Annotated in this window: 12 protein-coding genes and 1 tRNA gene; 10 read left to right on the top strand and 3 right to left on the bottom strand. The window is 42.3% G+C overall.

Annotated elements, in window-relative coordinates; all coding sequences use genetic code 11:
• Positions 1-3: 3 nt before the first annotated feature.
• From EMP01_RS02955 to EMP01_RS02945, 3 genes are all read left to right on the top strand, one after another.
• Positions 4-4,380, top strand: a complete 4,377-nt coding sequence (locus EMP01_RS02955; RefSeq protein ID WP_129019992.1) for a DUF6443 domain-containing protein — start codon at positions 4-6, stop codon at positions 4,378-4,380.
• Positions 4,381-4,394: 14 nt separating this feature from the next.
• The gene (locus tag EMP01_RS02950; protein WP_129019991.1) at positions 4,395-4,778 is read left to right on the top strand and encodes a hypothetical protein; all 384 of its coding nucleotides are present in this window, start codon (positions 4,395-4,397) and stop codon (positions 4,776-4,778) included.
• 292 nt (positions 4,779-5,070) lie between these two features.
• Positions 5,071-5,634, top strand: coding sequence for a hypothetical protein (locus tag EMP01_RS02945; RefSeq protein ID WP_129019990.1), 564 nt, complete (start codon positions 5,071-5,073; stop codon positions 5,632-5,634).
• 967 nt (positions 5,635-6,601) lie between these two features.
• Here the strand turns inward: EMP01_RS02945 and EMP01_RS02940 are convergent.
• Positions 6,602-6,688, bottom strand: a tRNA-Ser gene (locus tag EMP01_RS02940).
• Between the two features lie 99 nt (positions 6,689-6,787).
• Between EMP01_RS02940 and EMP01_RS02935 the strand changes: the two genes are divergently transcribed.
• The 5 genes from EMP01_RS02935 to EMP01_RS02915 all read left to right on the top strand — a co-directional run bounded on the left by EMP01_RS02935 (position 6,788) and on the right by EMP01_RS02915 (position 11,765).
• Complete coding sequence (locus EMP01_RS02935; protein WP_129019989.1) at positions 6,788-7,549, top strand: UDP-2,3-diacylglucosamine diphosphatase; 762 nt, start codon at positions 6,788-6,790, stop codon at positions 7,547-7,549.
• Positions 7,542-8,048 (top strand): SixA phosphatase family protein, encoded by a 507-nt coding sequence (locus EMP01_RS02930; RefSeq protein WP_129019988.1) that lies wholly within the window; start codon positions 7,542-7,544, stop codon positions 8,046-8,048. Before EMP01_RS02935 ends, EMP01_RS02930 begins: the two co-directional genes overlap by 8 nt.
• Positions 8,041-9,501, top strand: coding sequence for a RapZ C-terminal domain-containing protein (locus tag EMP01_RS02925; RefSeq protein ID WP_161971198.1), 1,461 nt, complete (start codon positions 8,041-8,043; stop codon positions 9,499-9,501). The genes EMP01_RS02930 and EMP01_RS02925 overlap by 8 nt, the downstream gene beginning before the upstream one ends.
• 57 nt (positions 9,502-9,558) lie before the next feature.
• On the top strand, positions 9,559-11,118 hold the full coding sequence (locus tag EMP01_RS02920) for an HAL/PAL/TAL family ammonia-lyase (protein ID WP_129019986.1): 1,560 nt from the start codon (positions 9,559-9,561) through the stop codon (positions 11,116-11,118).
• Positions 11,119-11,492: 374 nt separating this feature from the next.
• Positions 11,493-11,765, top strand: a complete 273-nt coding sequence (locus EMP01_RS02915) for a hypothetical protein (RefSeq protein WP_129019985.1) — start codon at positions 11,493-11,495, stop codon at positions 11,763-11,765.
• Positions 11,766-11,947: 182 nt separating this feature from the next.
• On the opposite strand, the gene EMP01_RS02910 is transcribed toward EMP01_RS02915, so the two are convergent.
• Complete coding sequence (locus EMP01_RS02910) at positions 11,948-12,433, bottom strand: hypothetical protein (protein ID WP_129019984.1); 486 nt, start codon at positions 12,431-12,433, stop codon at positions 11,948-11,950.
• 68 nt (positions 12,434-12,501) lie between these two features.
• Positions 12,502-14,667 (bottom strand): S46 family peptidase, encoded by a 2,166-nt coding sequence (locus tag EMP01_RS02905; RefSeq protein ID WP_129019983.1) that lies wholly within the window; start codon positions 14,665-14,667, stop codon positions 12,502-12,504.
• Between the two features lie 137 nt (positions 14,668-14,804).
• On the opposite strand from EMP01_RS02905, the gene EMP01_RS02900 reads away from it, so the two are divergent.
• Together EMP01_RS02900 and mrdA are read left to right on the top strand one after the other, a co-directional pair.
• Positions 14,805-16,823 carry a T9SS type B sorting domain-containing protein gene (locus tag EMP01_RS02900; protein ID WP_129019982.1) on the top strand — a complete coding sequence of 673 codons (2,019 nt, stop codon included), beginning with the start codon at positions 14,805-14,807 and terminating at the stop codon, positions 16,821-16,823.
• Positions 16,824-16,966: 143 nt separating this feature from the next.
• On the top strand, positions 16,967-18,985 hold the full coding sequence (gene mrdA / locus EMP01_RS02895; protein WP_161971197.1) for a penicillin-binding protein 2: 2,019 nt from the start codon (positions 16,967-16,969) through the stop codon (positions 18,983-18,985).
• The last annotated feature ends 12 nt before the right edge of the window (positions 18,986-18,997 follow it).

The following is an 18,997-nucleotide window of genomic DNA, read 5'->3' as shown; positions in this document are numbered from 1 at the left end:
ATCATGTCAAAATACTTTTATTATATCAATTATATTATCTCAACGGGATTGCTGGCTTCTTCGGCCTTCTCCGTTATAGCCCAGACTGGAAATAGCAATATTCCGGTAACAACTGCTGTTGCACCTGCTTTGGGCAGCTATCCAATTGTTGTCAATTTTTCCGATACGATCAAGAAGAATTATGTACGTGTTGAGATTCCAGACGAGCCAACTACCTACATCAATAGTAGTGTTAAGCACCGGCAAATGACTCAATACATTGACGGACAGGGCCGTCCGCTGCAATCTGTAAATTTCAAGGCACATGCAGATGGGTACGATATTATACAGCATCATGTTTATGATGCCATGGGTAGGGAAAGTGTACAGTTCCTACCATTTACGGCGCAGGAAACGTCTTCAGACGGTAATCTTCAATATAATGCGAAAATGCGTATTGAACAGTTCTATCCGCCTGCAGATGGTCAACAGCCTTATGGAATTACTGAGTTTGACAATTCACCATTGAGCCGTCCGGTTAAACAGATGGCACCGGGCAAGAACTGGGTAGGCAGCAGTCGGGGAAAGACAATGGTTTATGATGTCAACGGAGAAAAATACCTTTTGAATGGTGCCTCACCTACCTATTATGTAGTGAAAGGCTGCTATCCGCATTTTAGCGTTGGCAGCACGAACTCCCTTCAGTATGATGGTCATTATGAAGATGGACAGCTATACATTACCCGTGTAACCGATGAAGATGGGCAGCAAAGTGAAGAGGTAACCGATAAACTAGGCAGAATAGTGGCCAGAAGACAGCTTTCCCAAATTAGTACAGCTCCGATGTATACCGTAGCACCGAAAGAGATGTTCCCGATCAATTATACCTATACCTTTTATGTTTATGATGATCTTGGCCGTCTGCGCTATGTACTTCCCCCCGGAGCAACCATACCGCAGGTAGATGTAAGCAGTAATACAGTTAACAATATTACCACCACGACTTATTACTATACCTGGTCGCTCCCGAATTTAGAGAATCCGGACGGTTTATATTATTCCTATCGGTATGACGGAAGGGGAAGATTGGTAGAACGAAAGATTCCTGGCAAGGCCGTGGAATATATGGTTTATGACAGCAGGGATCGGATGGTTCTGAGCCAGGATGGGAATTTACGTGCACAGGATAAATGGATGATGACTGTTTATGATGCGATGAACCGCCCGGTAATCAATGCCCTGATAAACAGTACTGATAATCGAAGTGCAATGGTAACCACCATAAGTGGTGCTGGAACTTATTCTGCACCGGACTGGCGCTATTACGCGACACAGACCGATCTTTACCATACCTATCCGGGCAGCATTACCAATGCTTATATCCTGAGCTATACCTATTACGATGATTACGCAGAATTAACCGGGGTATCTTTTAATTCAAGTAAAATACCTGCGGCACCTGTGGGAGATGCCAGCGTAGTAAACTATAGCAATACTTTTGCTACTAAAGGTATGATTACCGGCAGCAAAATTCGCGTATTGGATCCGGATAATCCGAATACCAACCAGTGGCTTACCTCAGCACAGTTTTATGATGATAAAGGACGACCAATTCAGAGTGCGCAAACTAACCTTAACGGAGGGACTGATATTACCGGTAGCCTGTATTATTTCCAGGGCATGCCGTATCGCAATATTACCTGGCATCAGAACCCTTCTGCACAGGCTGTACCAGGAGCAACTACTGCGCTTACTAATATAAAACTGGATAAAACCTATAAACGCAACCTTTCCTTACAGGGCGGCAATGACCTGGTATGGAGCCTTACCCAAAGTATAAATGATGGCACACCGTATGAGCTGGCCTATTATGATTATAACCATCTTAACCAGCCGGTAATTAAGCAATTCACTTCAACTGATATCCTGCATGAATACAACATACGGGGATGGCTCAATCATATACAAGCGCGCAAATCAACGAACCATGATGTAAACTTCTTTAATGAAACCCTGCATTATGATGATGGCTTTGCCAACAAGCTGTACAATGGAAATATCGCCGGTATTACCTGGAAGTATTACGATTCACTAGGTTCTGGAACAAATAATGCTTATGGATACACTTATGATAAACTGAGCCGCCTGAACCATGCCGAATACCGGGAGCTGTCGCAAGGCGGATTATGGACCAATAGCCATAAGGACTATACGGCTTCTAATATAAGCTATGATGACCGCGGTAATATCCTGACCATGAACCAAAGAGGCATCATCACGAACCCTATTAATATGGACCAGCTCCAGTATACTTATGCAGTTACCAGCAATAAGTTAGTAAAGGTGAAGGATAATGTTACAGCTGCCTCAACCGGCACATTGCCCGACTTTAAGGATGGTGCTGATCTGGGGATAGAATATACCTATGATGCTAATGGAAACATGATTACAGATGAAAATAAAGGTGTCAGTATTACGTATAACTACCTCAATAAGCCATCAAAAATAAATGTGAACGGCAAGGGTAATATAAGCTATATGTACGACGCATCGGGGAACCGTCTTCGGAAAACCGTACATGACGATGTAGCCAATACCACTGAGGTTTGGGATTACATCGGGAGCTTTGTGTACAAAGACAATGTGCTGCAGTATATCCTGAATGAAGAGGGCCGCAGCAGACCGGAAGTAGTGACCACTGGAGCACAAAGCGGACAGACCAAATTTGTGTACGACTACTTTATTAAAGATCACCTTGGGAATGTGCGCAGCACGGTCACCGCACAACCAATCAATCAACAGTATCTGGCGCTGCATGAAATTGCAACGGCAAACAGTGAGCAATTGATCTTTGATAATATTGCCCTGGTTCGTGATGATAAGCCGGGTAGTATCAGCCCCGGTGACCTGAAGGCCGCACACCTGGTAGCTAATGACCCCCATATGCGCATTGGCACCGCTATTATGCTGCGGGTGATGCCTGGTGATAAGTTTACCTTTGCAGCGGATAGCTACTATGAAAGTGATCAGACGGAAACTACAGAAACACCACATGCTGAAGAAGTTGTAAATTCGTTATTATCGGCATTGACTGGTGGAACAGTTGGGGGCATTCCTGTAGAAGAAGCAGGTGAAAGCAAAAGCATGATCAATCAGGCTTTAGGAAATCAGGAAGTAGTAAATTTTATTGAACAACAGATGGATTTGCAACAACAAAATAACGGACCCAAAGCAGGATTGAACTATTTGTTTTTTGATGAGAATTTCAATCTGATACCAACCTTAAGTGGAAAGATTGGCATTCCTCTGTTCCCGGGCACGTTCAGCAATATGAGTGTCAATCCAAATCCGATGACTCAGCCAGGATACGTCGTTGTATTTGTAGATAATAACAGTATTGGTACGGATGTATGGTTTGATAATGTTCAGATTTCTCATTTCAAAGGGCAAGTATTGGAAGAGAACCATTATTATCCATACGGCTTAACAATTAGTTCAAATGCAGCACTTAGTAGTTTACAACCAAATAAATATCAAGGCATTGAACTGAATCGTTCTTTTGGGCTGGAAACATATGAGACTTTTTACCGTGGCTTAGATCCGCAGATAGGGAGGTTTAATGGCATAGACACAAAAGCAGAAATGGTATATTCGATGAGCCCTTATGTTTCAATGGGTAATAACCCAATTAATAATATTGATCCTTTAGGAGATATTTTTAGAATTTCTAATACCGAGGGGTATTCAGAAGGTGAAAAAAAAGACATCAAAGGATTAGCAATTAGTAAGGATGGCATGGATGGATCTAAATATGTTAAATTTGGTGAGGATGGAACTGTTTCCCTGGATTTCGGCGACATGTCGCAATCTGAAAAGGATAACCTGCTTAAAGAAAATAAAGGTTTAGCTTTAATCAATGATTTGGTAAATGCTAAAGACAAAGACGGAAAAGATTTAACTTTTGAATTTAACGGAAGTAAAACCTATCAATTTTATCAAGAGGGTAGGCGAAAAAAAGTAACTGGCGGAGTATTCTCATTATCAAAAACACCAAAAAACATTAATGGGGGCCTTGAACAAGATAAAGATGCCCTTACTCGTCCAGCAGGAGTTGATGGGTTAGTTTATATTCCACCGTCTACTTTTTATCAATTTGCACCTAATGATAGTAAAATTCTTAATCGTTCCTCTGTAGTATATCATGAATTAAGAGAGAATTGGTTCCGTACCGCACAGGGATTGCCATACCGAATGCCAACTACCAATCCGACATTCCTTAACTATAAGCTAAAAGGATTTTATCCTGGTATGGATGGTGCACACAATAGAAGTGTATTAATGGAAGGAGATTTTTATGGTAACCCAAACCCAGGCGGCTATCAAAGGCAAATTGAAAATTAAATTAAAATAATTACATGAGATATAATTCAATTATAGTATTCGCAGCACTTTTTTTATCAAGTTGCGCCACAAAATTATATGTTCCTTTAGAACAGGTACACTTAACAAATCAAAAAGAAGCCTTTATTTTAGGTACTAATGAACTACCTGTTATTTTAGAAAGTGCAAGTTTAAATCCGAAAGATAACATGTATACAATAAATGGTTACGTTGATTTTACTATGGCACCCGATAGAAATTATGCCAGACATCCTAATATAGAAATAAAAATAATTTCTAATGGAGATACCACTCATTTGACTAAGACAAGAAAATGGGGGAAATTTCAAATAAAAATGAGAAATGTCGATACTGCGTATTTTAATTATGAGCAATGGAAAATAATAACTGTTGATTGAAATCATATGAGAAAATTAAAAATAGATTCTTAAATGGAGCCATTAAGGAATACTTTTTTTTTCAAATGATCTATCATGGAATTTTAAATTTTCTAACAAACCTTTTGAATAGGGATTGAGAGAATTCATTAAACCTTTGATACAACATCCGATTTTTTGGGAGAAATTTTCCTACAGCTTACTTAAATTTCTTAAGTAAAAGACTACTTTCTAAGTAAGAGACGATAAGCCCTGTATTCCTAAAGAATATCTCTTTTATTCAGAAAATATAGTCTATAAAAAAAATACTTATATGAAAAAATATGCTTATTCAATATTATTACTTCTCATTTCCTTAACCACTTTCTCACAAAATGGTACTCAAAACAAAGAAGCTGGAGAGAAAAACAAATTTGGAATTTACCATTTAAGAAATGACTCGGTTTTAAACTCTTATATTGGTTATTATTTCAAAAATGTAGAATCGAGAACGACAATATATTTGAGTATAAACGTACAAATTATTGATTCAAATTCTAGTGATATTATTCAGTATGTTATGCCTGCAAATATTGAGTTTGTTGACAATAATTTTGAATTAGATCGGATACCTACAGTGGTTAAACTTTCTAGTCAAAAAGCTAGAGAAATAGACTTTTATAAAGTAGATCCTAATACAAAAAGTAAACTTGAAAAATTGGCATTTAATAAACTTTTAAAAAAATATTTGTATAGGAAAACAAACATTGTAAAAAGAGATATTGAGCCAAAATTAAGACTCGCTCTAATTCATAAATGGAATTCAATGGGAATACTTGTTTTTCAAAATGATCTATCTGGTGACTTAGAATTATCTAATAAAGAGTTTGAATGGTAAGCACTGGAATCGAAGGTTAAGTCTTCTGCAAAATTGGAGGATATGACAGCACACATGAACCAAAGAAGGATAATTAATATGAGTGAATTTATTTCAATTTTAACAGGCGTTTGTTTTGCTTTGTTTTTTGTCTCTTTTTTGACAAGTTATATTTTGTATTGCTATTTGGAGGTTCTGAACACAAACAATTTATTTCCTTCGCCAAAACTTGACCTATCAATATTTACGTCATATGAAAAACCCGTTCAAAATAAGGATGATAAGGTTCGGAAATTCAGAAACAAAGCACTTAGCTTTGCGGGATATGTATTTATATTTTCAATTATTCTTTTTTCAATATTAATGATATTTAAATAACAAGATGATTATGATGCAAAAAAATCGCGTTAGCGGTCGAGAAGTAATTTCAATTGATAAGCTATAATTCCCACCAGCACCATTTAACTCTTTTGTCAAACGGAAAGGTTAAACACCTTAGTAAACGAAAGTGTTTTTAACTCAGGAATTTATTTGATAAATAGAGGCTCGAAAAAATAAGTATTGATGTTAATGTGAATAATACAATTTTCAGCAATAAGGCCTTCTTGAAGAACGATTATTTGAAGTTTACGAAATGGGGTTAAGACTGTAGGATAGTGAATTAAGAAAATTCACCTATTATAAAAAGACTACATATGCTATGAAATAACGGAGAAGATCGGTTAATATCAAGCTTATATTTTTTGAAAGACCATTGCACATGCCGATAGTGAAGGGAGTATGAAGTAGTTTTTGTAGACAACAACAGAGGTAAGATATAAGTCTACTGAGCTAATTGATTAACGCTATTTAATTTTAGTAAATTCTAAAATTTTCATTGATTAGCTAAAAATGCCCGTAAATACAGTATTTACGGGCATTTTACGTTTTTATCCTTATCGACTTAAAATAAAAAAAGCGATATTTTGCATAAAAATATCGCTTTTTGCAGAGAGGAAGGGATTCGAACCCTCGATACAGTCTCCCGTATACACACTTTCCAGGCGTGCTCCTTCAACCACTCGGACACCTCTCTCTGTCAGGGCTGCAAATATAGGTGTTTTTTATAAATACCAACATATTTATTGCAAAATAATCCCGGCAATTTAGCTATTTTTGCCCCTGATATTGCCATATGCAGCTCCCTCAAGGAAAGAAAATATTTTTTGCCTCAGATTTCCATCTGGGCATACCTGATAAGGCCTCCAGTCTGCTCAGGGAAAGACGTATTTGTCAGTGGTTGGACCGCATCCGTGACGAAGCCGAAAAAATATACCTGGTCGGAGACCTGTTTGATGTATGGTTTGAATATAAGAATGTAGTCCCAAAAGGGTACACCCGCTTCCTGGGCAAGCTGGCCGAAATGGCAGATGCCGGTATTGCTATAGAGATCTTTACCGGTAACCATGACCTCTGGATGCGGAACTATTTTCCCGAGGAACTCAATATTCCGGTGCATTACGGACCCATCACTTTTGAAGCCGGAGGTAAGAAATTCTTCGTGGCTCATGGAGATGGTCTGGGACCCGGCGATCACCAATACAAATTCCTGAAAAGCGTAATGAGCAGTCCGTTTGCACAATGGCTGTACCGCAGGGTGCACCCGGATACCGGTGTGGGTATTGCCAATTACTTCAGCCGCAGGGGAGCCAAGCACCAGGGGGCACATGACGGCGATTTCAAAGGAGAGGACCGGGAGTGGCTGGTGATCTTTGCTAAAGAATATTTGCAGCGGGAGCATATCGACTACTTCATTTTCGGGCATCGTCACCTGGCTATGACCCTGCCATTAGGCAACAGCTGGTATATCAACCTGGGTGACTGGATTAGCCTGAACACCTATGGTGAGTTTGACGGAACAGCATTTCATTTAAAAACATTTGACAGCCATGAGTAAGCGCATCGTCATCATTCGTCATGCCAAATCCAGCTGGGCAGAACTGGGACAACTCGATTTTGACCGCCCGCTGAACAGCCGCGGTAAGGAAAATGCATCATTGATGGGCAAGCGACTGTTGCAATACGGTCTGCAACCGGATGCGATCTATGCCAGTACTGCAAAAAGGGCCAAACAAACCGCCGAGCTGATTGCAACCGCAACGGGCTTTACCAATGACATACATTGGGACCGCTTCCTGTATCATGCAAGCCCGGAAAGGCTCGAAGATCAGATCTGTGCAGCAGATGACGCCTACAATACCATATACATCGTGGCGCATAACCCGGGTATAACCGATATGGTGAATGATGCCATACCGGGCTTTACTACGGACAATGTGCCTACCTGTGGGATCATAGCCTTTAGCATTGATGCAGATACATGGGCCGATTACCACAAGGCAAAGAGACAATTATTACTATACGATTACCCCAAAAATAACAGTTCAGATGTCTGATACAACCGCATACCTTGACCGGTTAAGCGAATTATACACCAAGCATTTTAATGAACCGGTGGATAAGATTGAGGCTATTCCTCCTTCTGGTTCTGACCGTATGTATGTACGGCTGATTGGTGCGAAACACCGTGCCATCGGTGCATACAGCAAAAATAAGAGAGAGAATAATACTTATTTCTATTTCACTAAAATATTCCTGAAGCATGGATTACCGGTTCCGGAGATCTATGATCAGACCAGCGATAATATCTGTTACCTTATGGAAGATAAGGGCGGACGCTCACTGCTGGAAATGGTATTGAAAGAAGGAAAGACCGATGAGGTTAAGGCCCTGTATGAGCAAGCGGTGGCCGACCTGGTGCGCTTCCAGTGGGTAGCGGGTCGTGAGATCGATTATACCATGTGTTATAATACAGCGGCATTTGACCAGAAAGCTATCCTGGCCGATCTCAACTACTTCAAATACTACTTTGCCGATGTGTTGAAGCTGAATTATGATAAAACCATCTTGCAGGAAGAGCTGGAGAGCTGGAGCCGTGACCTGGATTCAGAATCGGTGAAAACCTTTATGTACCGCGACTTCCAGAGCCGCAATATTATGTTGCAGGATGGGAAGCCGGGCTATATCGACTTCCAGGGTGGGATGAAAGGATTGCCCCATTATGACCTGGTGTCCCTGTTATGGCAGGCCAAAGCGCAATTGCCTAAAGCCTGGAAAACACACCTGGAGCGTCATTACATTCGTACCATTCAGGCCACCAAAGAGATCTCTGATTTCGATGAGCTGCACTTCATGAAAGTATACCTGGAGTGTGTACTGCTGCGCATATTGCAGACCCTTGGTGCCTATGGTTTGAGGGGACTGATAGAACGTAAGCCACACTTCATTTCCAGCATATACCCTGCCTTATTGCAATTGCAGGAATACGTAAAGGACTATGCTTACCTGATCAAATATCCTGAGCTGAGTAAAGTGCTGCAGGAGCTGGTAAAGCCGGAGGTGATCGAGCAGTTTCATATTCCGACACAAAATCCGGAGCATCCCTTAACGGTAAAGATTTATTCTTTTTCTTATAAGAAAGGCTTGCCTAAAGATACCAGCGGACATGGTGGCGGCTTTGTATTTGACTGCCGTGGTGTATTGAACCCGGGCCGTATGGAGATCTATAAAACCCAGACGGGTCGTGACTATCCGGTGCAGGAATACCTGCTGAATAAAACCCGCATGCCACAGTTCCTGGAGAATGTATTTGGTACCGTAGATATTACGATCAACGATTACCTGCAACGTGGTTTCGATCAGCTGACCATCAGCTTTGGTTGCACCGGTGGGCAGCACCGTTCGGTATTTGCGGCAGAGCAAATGAAAGTGCACCTCAAAGAAATCTATAATATAGATGCAGCAATATTGCACCTGGAGCAGGATGAAAACCAGCACGAAAGGAGATAAAAAACCTATATTTACCTGCCGGATTTAAACCGGACCTTAACAGCATAAAGAAAAACCATGGAAATAATTGGCCATAAATTATTGCAGCTGGAAGCACTGGAGCAGATCGTTTTGCAGAAAGATGAAATTGCACTGGATGCCGCAGCGGTAGCAGAAGTGGAAGCATCACATCATTTTCTCCTGTCTTTCTCGAAAGATAAACTGATATACGGAATCAATACCGGCTTTGGCCCTATGGCGCAATACCGTATTGAGGATGAAGATTGCCGTCAGTTACAGCTCAACCTGATCAGGAGCCATAGCTCCGGTATGGGCGTTTTGCTGACTCCGGATCAGAGCCGCGCCTTAATGCTGGCACGACTGAATACAGTAATGAGAGCTTACTCCGGAGTACATCCTGAGTTAGTGATCCTGATGAAAGACCTGATCAATAAAGAAGCCTATCCTTGCGTATACCAGCATGGTGGAGTAGGGGCCAGCGGTGATCTGGTACAACTGGCACACCTGGCACTGGGCCTGATCGGTGAAGGTTATTTCCAATACCAGGGTCAGGTATTACCGGCAAAAGAAGTATTTGCGGCGGTAGGGCTTAAGCCTTTGCAGATTCATATGAGAGAGGGATTGTCCCTGTTGAATGGTACTTCTGCCATGACCGGAATCGGTGCGATTAATGTATTGCATGCCCGTAAATTACTGGCGGGTGAGATGTTGTTCTCCCTGATGGTGAATGAGATCATGGAAGCCTATGATGACCACTTCTCTGAAGAGCTGAATGGTGTGAAGCTGCATAAAGGGCAGAATATCGTAGCCGCAGCTATGCGCGCGATCACTAAAAACAGCGGGCTGATGCGTAAAAGACATGAGCACCTGTATGAAAAGAAAGTAACCGAGAGTGTACTGGAAGATAAGGTACAGGAATATTATTCCTTGCGCTGCGTGCCGCAAATCCTGGGTCCTATCTACGATACGATCGAGTATACTGCACAGATTATAGAGCAAGAGCTGAACTCTGTAAATGATAACCCTGTAGTGGACTACCGTACAGAGAATATATATCATGGCGGTAATTTCCACGGCGATTATGTAGCCCTGGAAATGGATAAACTTAAAATAGCCGTTACAAAATTATCTATGCTGGCAGAGCGCCAGCTGAACTTCCTGCTGAATCCTGCATTGAATAAACGCCTGACACCTTTTATCAATAAAGGAGTACTGGGGCTGAATTTCGGTATACAGGGTATGCAGTATCCTGCAGTGAGTAATGTGGCCGAAAACCAGATGTTGAGTAACCCTATGTATGTACACAGTATCCCGAACAATAATGATAACCAGGATATCGTGAGCATGGGCACCAATGCTGCGCTCATCTGTGCTAAAGTAATCGAAAACTCTTTTGAAACCCTTGCGGTGCATGCCTGGGCTATTATACAGGCGATTGATGCCAAAGATTTCAAAGAGCGCTTATCGCCGGCTACGCGCTGGATCTATGATGAGATCAGTGCGCTGGCTCCGCCGTTTGCAGAAGATGCCCCTGCTTTTGAAGGCCTGGCTAAAATCAAGTCCTGGCTGATGCAGACAGAAGTGGGTGCTAAAATGAAAAAACTATTGGGCTGGTAGACAGCAGAAATGATATAAATGTTGCCGGGATTTTCGAAAGAAGATCCCGGTTTTTATTGGGATTTATTAGTGAAATTCCACCCTTTGTACCATAAATGCAAAAGACATGTTTCAGAATCTGAAAAAACCTGTTAAAAGGAATTTTGTGCAACAATTCATTAACAATCATATTCCCTGTTTTGCGTAAAAAGGCCTTTTCTTTGAAATAACAAATCGATAACCAAAGTACATCACTGCTTATGTAATGAACCTTTACGTTAAAAACTCAGCCGGCTACAATTGATCATTAATAAAACGATTGTATCACAACAAAAACAAGTCTGTTCTGTTTTTTAAGGCTGTATTTTTAGTGGAACAGACAAAATTTAAGGATTATGAAAAAAGTAATTTTGTCAGCAGCCGTATTTTGTATCGCGGGCTTAGGTACCGCAATGGCTCAGGAAAACAACCAGAATGTAAATCAGACGCAGGAACCACCAAGAACGGATACGGTGACTGCACCAACACCGCCACCTGCGGGAACGTCTGCAATTGATGTACAAACTACACCAGCAACACCAGTACCTGCCACCTCTGCGGATACACCCAAAGACAAGGCAGATCGTAAATCACGCGATAAAAAAGGATCAGCGCCAAAAGGGCAATAAATGGTCTTCTTCATTACAAAAACAGGTATCAATGATGCAATCATCAGATACCTGTTTTTTTTATTGTAAACGGAATGTAACATATCTGGGAATATAGAAAGATTGCTATTGCCGATATGTATTCAAACATAATAGGGCTGCATATTACTTGCAGCCCTATTATCCAAAATCAGCATAAGATATTAATGCATCGTTACATCATTATATCCGCCTTTTTGTTTGATTATTTCCATGGCTTTTTCACCAGCCTCCTGCGAGTCACGGAAGATCAGCAAGGTCTTACCCTCCTGCAGTTCTTTTTCATACATATCAGCAATTTCACTTTTCTCCCCGTCCAGCAGCAGGTTAGCGATGATACCGCCACCAATAATACCAAAGTCAAATCCCATGATAGCACCTGCCAGTGCGCCTGCACCGTAGATGAATCCGAGACCTGGAATTGCAATAATACCAATGCCTGCTAAAGCACCTACTACCGGGCCAATAATGGCACCTGCACCAACAGATGCGGCGGCTGTAGTGCTCATTTTTGATTGTAATGCATCATCTGCATCAACCTTACCCAACAGGGTCATATGTTTTTTTCCGAAACCGCTTTCTTTAAGTGTTTCTACCGTTGCAACCGCTTTGTCTTGCTGGTCATATACGGCAATGATTGTAGCATGCATAGCTCAGATTTTTGGGTTAAAAAAAAAGAACAGTATGTATCTCATACTGTTCTATAAAGTTACAAAACTTACTTCACTAAATTCATTTCTTTAAAGAGCCATGAAGCATTTCCATATTTTTCAATAATGAATAATACATAACGGATATCTACTGCGATATTGCGGCACAGATTAGGATCGTAATACAGATCGCTCATCGTACCATCCCATACACGGTCAAAGTTGATACCGATCAGCTGTCCTTTGGCATTCAGTACCGGGCTGCCGGAGTTGCCGCCACTGGTGTGATTGCTGGCAATAAAGGTAACCGGTACAGTACCGTCTACATTCCAGCGACCATAATCCTTGCTCATATACAGGTCGCGCAGTTTTACCGGAACGTTGAATTCCTCGATATCCGGATTGTGCTTCGCGATCACATCTTCCAGCGTGCTTTTGTATGAATACAGGGAAGATCCTTGCGGTGTAATGCCCTGCACATGACCGTAGGTCAGTCTTAATGTTTGGTTTGCATCAGGATAGAAATTACGATCCTTGCCCATGTATTGCAATTGCTGTTGCATGTACACACGGTTCAGGTAATCCATACGCTTGCTGAAAGCCGTCATTTCAGGTTTCACTTGCTTGTCCTGCCATTCTGTTACCGCCGCATAGATTTTATATGCAGGGTCGTTTTTGATATCGATAGTATCGCTTGCTTTAGGGCTGTCGAAATAGTGCATAGCCAGTTGTGGTAAGGCTAAAGCACTCTGTCCGAATACATTACCACTCCATTTGCCAAAATCGCTTCCGTTTTCAGCATACAGGGCTTTTACTTTAGGCGCAACCGCAATACCAGGTTGCATGTAGTAAAACGGCATCAGATTTTCGAACAATGTCTTGTCCAGTACAGGGTCGTAGTTCTTATAAAAACTACTCAGCCCACGCTTAACTTTAGACAGCGTATCGGTCAGTGCCTGGCCGGTAATATGTTGACGGTGAATGTTCAGCACACGCTGCAGATACACCGCCTGGCTTACAATCTCAATACCCAGTACAGTTTCATTGGTGCTTTCATACGCCCTCAGATATGGGTTGTTATGTTCCACAGCAGCCGTAATCTGGCTAAGGGTATTTTTAGGATTATTGATACCGGTATCCTCACTGCTACGCTCCATCAGGTGGGTTTCATAAGCCAGTTTTTTGCTCTTCACATCATTCAGTTCCAGGCCGCGGATCTCGCCCTGCCATTTCTTATAACCATTGCTGATAGAAGATTGTTTGGACGCATATTTCAGGAATGTTTTAGGGTCCTGTCTCATCGCCTCATCCCATACACCCAGCTTGATTTTGCGTGCTGCAATACGAATAGGATCAATAACATCCTGGGTCTGTGCTAATTGTGCGCTGCTCAGGTATTCACGGGTTACATAAGGGAAACCGTACACCATGGTATAGTCACCTTCTTTCACCCCGGAAGTGTTTACGGCGAAGTATTGGCTGGCCTTGTAGGGCTTATTGTTCGGACTATAGGCAGCTGGTTTATTATTTGCACCTGCATACACACGGAAGATGCCAAAATCGCCGGTCTGGCGTGGCCACATCCAGTTGTCGGTATCACCACCGAATTTACCAATGCCGTTTGGCGGAAAGCCCACCAGGCGCACATCATCATATTTTTCCAGTACGGTAACCCAGTATTCATTGCCGTTGTAAAAAGGCTTTACCTCGGCCGTAAAGCCCAGTGCTCTTTTATAGCCGGCTTCCAGAAATTTGATGTTACTCGCAATGATTTTATTGCGTTCTTCTTCAGAAGTTTCTTCCGTAATACCGCTCAGTACACTTTTGGTTACTTCTTCTATTTTTTTGATAAATGTTACCGATAAGCCGGGGCAGGGAATCTCTTCCGCATTGCTTTTGGCCCAGAAACCATTGATCAGGTAGTTCTTCTCATTAGAGCTTACACCCTGCACGGCGCCATAACCACAGTGATGGTTGGTAAAGATGAGTCCCTGTGAGGATACTACCTCGCCGGTACAGCCACCGCCGAAAATAACCACAGCATCGTTCAGGGCAGGTTTGCCATCATTGTATAACTGGGTCACCGGAATCTGTAATCCGGCTTTTTTCATTTCAGCCTCCTGCTTTTTCAGGTCGGCTGGTCGCCACATGCCTTCTTTGGCAAAGCTGGTATGGGTATTGGAGGAAAATAATAAAGTAGAAAGGAGGGTAAGCGGTAAAAGTCTGTTACGCATAAATTGTCAGAATAATGAAAAATAAAATTAGCAATATTTTATGAAAATGTGCGATATTATTATTACATTAGCCAAAATTTTGAATTTTTCCGGCGCCTCCGTGTGCCGTTCACCATGGCTTTTTCTTAAGAATTGATATGAATAGAAAACTACAGTTATTGTTAACTATCCTGGGTTTGGGTTGCTGTCTGCCTAAGGCAGAGGCACAATTGGAAACACCATTGTTTTCTTTTACGCATGATACTATTTGTTTAGGGTCTGAGTTTACCCCAAATATATTGGTAAATAATGCGCAGACATATAACTGGTCTTTCTGTCCGCCTTTGCTTGGGGGTACGGTAAATGCCACAAATGTGGGTACAGGCAACTATCAGCTTAATACAAACACTTGTCTGACAACACTTAAAGTAGATACTTTTTACTATAGCTTCACCGGCAGTCAGGATGGTAAGGTTTTCCGTTATCAGTATGAAGATGGTATAGAACTGCCACCGATCGTTACCGATTTCGGACATTATCAGGACCGCGTTCCGGATAATCCTACCGGTATTTCTGTAATCAAAGATGCAGGTGGCTGGCACGTATTTGTAATCGGCTCATCAGCAATAGGTAATGCCCGTTTTGTTCGTCTGGACTTTAACGATGGCCTTAACTATGCACCGACCGGTTTCTTCGCATACAATGTAACCGCGACTTTAAATCAACCAAGAGAACTGTTTACCGTGGTAGAAAATGATTCTATCCGCGTATTTACATTTAATAATAATAACCAGCTGACGCGTCTGGATCTGAGCAGCAATATTGATGTAATCCAGAACACGACAAGCTTTGGTAATATCAGCAATGCTTTTGACGGCCCTAGCGGAATTGCAGCGGTTACAGAATTGGGTAACCACCACTTCATCGTAACCAACGAAAACTCCAGCAGACTGGCACATGTAACCTTCGGTAACTCTTACCTGAACGTACCATTTGCAGTAGATATGGGTTCCCTGAGCGGAGACCTGGATGTGCCAAGTGGTATCGCAGTGGTTAAAAACTGTAACGACTACTATGGTTATGTGACCAATAAAAATAACGGTGAGTGGGTAACCTTATACTGGCCTGCTTCTATTGCCGCAGTTCCTGGATCCAGTGTAATGACTATGCCGGAGATTCTGTTACCTACCGCATTATCTAATGCCGTAAGAGACGAGAACGGTGTATATATGCACGTAGTAAGTTCTGACAATACACTGACCCGCATAAAATATGATAATTGCTCTAATGCTTCTATTTCAGGATCTAACAAACGTATTCCGGATCCGGTAAAATACAATGCTACCGGTACGTACTCTGTATTCCTGACCGTTGACCAGGGCCTGGCTACAGAACGCCATTTCTGTAAACCAATCACTGTAATTGATCACCCGTCTTATAACCTGACTGTTCAGGATACCCTTATCTGTAGCGGTGATACCATCAACATGCACGTACTGACTTTCGGCACCGATTCATTTGCCTGGAGCCCTAATTACAATATTGATACCCTGGCTGGCCGTTTCGTAAAAGTATGGCCTGATTATTCAACCGTATACACTGTAGCGATCAACTATGCTCCTAACTGTATCGTAAAAGAAACGTTCAATGTTAGAGTGGATAATATCCGTTCTGATGCCGGTGAAGACCGTGTGATCACTGATGGTTCTATTACACAGCTGGGTGGCCCGCAAACAACAGTAAGACCTACTTACACCTACAAATGGACTCCGGATGTATTCTTTGAATCTGTAACCAACCAACCAGTATCAAGAGTAAGACCTGCGCAGAATATGACCTATTACTTAACCGTAACTGCACCAAGCGGTTGTACTGCAATTGATTCGGTTAAAGTAGGAGTACCTTGTGAAGATATCCGCCTGCCGAATGCATTCGTTCCTAAAAATGAAAACTTCGGATTACTGAACCTGCAGCTGACGCAGATCAACTATTTCAAAATATATGATCGTTGGGGCAGAGAAGTATTCAGCACCACTAACCCTAATGTGAAATGGACCGGTCGCGATCTGCAAGGTATCGAATGTACCATGGGGGTTTATGTTTGGGAAATTGATGCTTATTGTAAAGATACCAATCAGCGTTTCCGCAAATCGGGTAATGTAACCCTGATCCGCTAAGAAACCTGAATACAAATAAAAACAAGCGATCCGGCTCCATTTTGGGGCCGGATCGCTTGTTTTTGATAAATATTGCGCAAAAAATGCGTTGGCATTACTGTCTTTTTTATATTTGTGCTAATTCCGATTTATTCCATTTATACATGTTCAATTTCAGTAGTAATCCCAGAGCTTGGATTGTTCGCCTGTTATTTGCCGCAATGGCTGTGGTGTTGATTTTCCGCTTGTTCAATCTGCAGGTATGGGACGATAAATATAAGATACTGGCCGATGATCAGGCCATTTTCCGTAAGGTGATCTATCCTGCCCGTGGCAGTATCGTGGATCGCAACGGGAAACCCATGTTGTATAATAATGTGACGTTCGATCTGGTCGTTACACCTAGCCGTATCACAAAAGATATGGATACCGCCACTTTCTGCGGTATTATGGGCATCACCCCGGCCGACTTTGTAAAAGAATTAAACAAAGTACTGGTCAAAAATGGTAAGCAAAAACCGGGTGTTTATAAAGGAGAACTTTCCAAAGAACTGAACGCCAGACTACAGGAGAATATGTACCTGTTTCCCGGTTTTGAGCTTGTAGAGCGCAGTATGCGTTCCTATCCTGAATCTTCAGGCGCATTGATGCTGGGTTACCTTAGTGAGGTAACGCCTGCGATGCTGGAAAACTCGCGCTTCTCCAGTTACCGCCAGGGCGATTATGTGGGGATGAGCGGACTGGAAAATGTATATGAAGAAGAACTGAGAGGTACCCGTGGGGTGCAATATCTCGTACGTGATGTAATGAACCGTCCGAGAGATGCCTATAAAAACGGCGATATGGATACGGCTGCTATTGGTGGTAAAGAGCTGCAGTTATATGTAGATGCAGAGTTGCAGGCATATGGTGAAAAACTGATGTCCGGTAAGATCGGAAGTGCAATCGCTATTGATCCCCGAACCGGGGGGATACTGGCTATGGTCTCAGCCCCGAGCTTTGACCCTAACCTGCTTACTGGTGCAGAAAAAGGAAAGCACTTTGGTGAACTGAATAAAATGGCGACCAAACCTTTACTGAACTATGCTACCCAGGCTTTTTATCCTCCTGGATCGACCTTTAAACCGATTACCGGGCTTGTAGGACTGGATGTAGGTGCTATTACACCCGCATTTGGTTACCCTTGTTTTGGGGGCTATTATGCCTGTGGTAAGAGAGTAGGGTGTACACACAGTGGTCATGGACACGCGGCCAATCTGAAGGTGGCCCTGGCCAACTCTTGTAATGCCTACTTCTGTGATGTGTTCCGTAAGATTGTAGACCTGCCCAAATTCGGAGGAGTACATAAGGGATTATCTACCTGGTATGAATATATGGAGCATTTTGGCTTCGGTAAACCACTGGGCGTAGATATTAGCTCAGAAGGCGGTGGTAATATCCCAGACACCAACTATTTCAACAGAACCTATAATGGTAACTGGAATTCCTGTAACATGTCTATTATCGGTATGGGGCAGGGAGAGGTTACAGTAACACCTTTACAGCTGGCCAATGCAATGTGTATGATTGCCAATAAAGGTTACTTTTATACACCGCACCTGGTAAAAAGTATTGGTGGCGATCCCAAACATCCCAAACTGAAAAAATACCTGGAGAAACACCAGACTACACATATCCCTACAGAATATTACCAGGCGGTAATCGATGGTATGGAGATGGTGGTAACCAATGGTACGGGTAAGGTGGCCCAGCTGCCGGGTATTGCTGTATCGGCCAAGACCGGTACGGTAGAGAACTATGCCCTGCTTTTCGGTAAGAAGACCAAGCTGGATAACCACTCGGTATTCGTATGCTTTGCTCCGAAAGACAATCCTAAAATTGCGATTGCGGTAGTGGTACAGAATGCGGGTTACGGTGCTACCTGGGCTGGTCCTGTAGCCAGTCTGATGATGGAAAAATACCTGACAGATTCTGTAAAGCGCAAACCACTGGAAGAAAAAATGTTCAATGCAAACCTGGTCAAAAAATATACCTATACCATTGACTCCCTGCAACGTATTAAAGACCGCCTGAGATGGGAAATGAAAATGGCTGATAAAGAAAGCCAGGCTGCTATGATGAAGCGCGGAGATACCCTGCTGGTAAATACTATGCTGGAACGATTCTACCGCCTGAAAAAATAACTATATTATACC

This window comes from Edaphocola flava (assembly GCF_004118155.1).
Lineage (GTDB): Bacteria > Bacteroidota > Bacteroidia > Chitinophagales > Chitinophagaceae > Edaphocola > Edaphocola flava.
Note: the sequence above shows the minus strand (reverse complement) of the source record. Positions and strands in the feature narration are given on the sequence as shown.

Excerpts from the sequence above, each read along its gene's own strand:
- EMP01_RS02930 (WP_129019988.1), top strand. The coding sequence starts at position 7,542 with ATGAGTAAGCGCATCGTCATCATTCGTCATGCCAAATCCAGCTGGGCA.
- EMP01_RS02935 (WP_129019989.1), top strand. The coding sequence starts at position 6,788 with ATGCAGCTCCCTCAAGGAAAGAAAATATTTTTTGCCTCAGATTTCCAT.
- EMP01_RS02955 (WP_129019992.1), top strand. The coding sequence starts at position 4 with ATGTCAAAATACTTTTATTATATCAATTATATTATCTCAACGGGATTG.
- EMP01_RS02910 (WP_129019984.1), bottom strand. The coding sequence starts at position 12,433 with ATGCATGCTACAATCATTGCCGTATATGACCAGCAAGACAAAGCGGTT.
- EMP01_RS02950 (WP_129019991.1), top strand. The coding sequence starts at position 4,395 with ATGAGATATAATTCAATTATAGTATTCGCAGCACTTTTTTTATCAAGT.
- EMP01_RS02900 (WP_129019982.1), top strand. The coding sequence starts at position 14,805 with ATGAATAGAAAACTACAGTTATTGTTAACTATCCTGGGTTTGGGTTGC.
- mrdA (WP_161971197.1), top strand. The coding sequence starts at position 16,967 with ATGTTCAATTTCAGTAGTAATCCCAGAGCTTGGATTGTTCGCCTGTTA.
- EMP01_RS02945 (WP_129019990.1), top strand. The coding sequence starts at position 5,071 with ATGAAAAAATATGCTTATTCAATATTATTACTTCTCATTTCCTTAACC.
- EMP01_RS02920 (WP_129019986.1), top strand. The coding sequence starts at position 9,559 with ATGGAAATAATTGGCCATAAATTATTGCAGCTGGAAGCACTGGAGCAG.
- EMP01_RS02925 (WP_161971198.1), top strand. The coding sequence starts at position 8,041 with ATGTCTGATACAACCGCATACCTTGACCGGTTAAGCGAATTATACACC.
- EMP01_RS02905 (WP_129019983.1), bottom strand. The coding sequence starts at position 14,667 with ATGCGTAACAGACTTTTACCGCTTACCCTCCTTTCTACTTTATTATTT.
- EMP01_RS02915 (WP_129019985.1), top strand. The coding sequence starts at position 11,493 with ATGAAAAAAGTAATTTTGTCAGCAGCCGTATTTTGTATCGCGGGCTTA.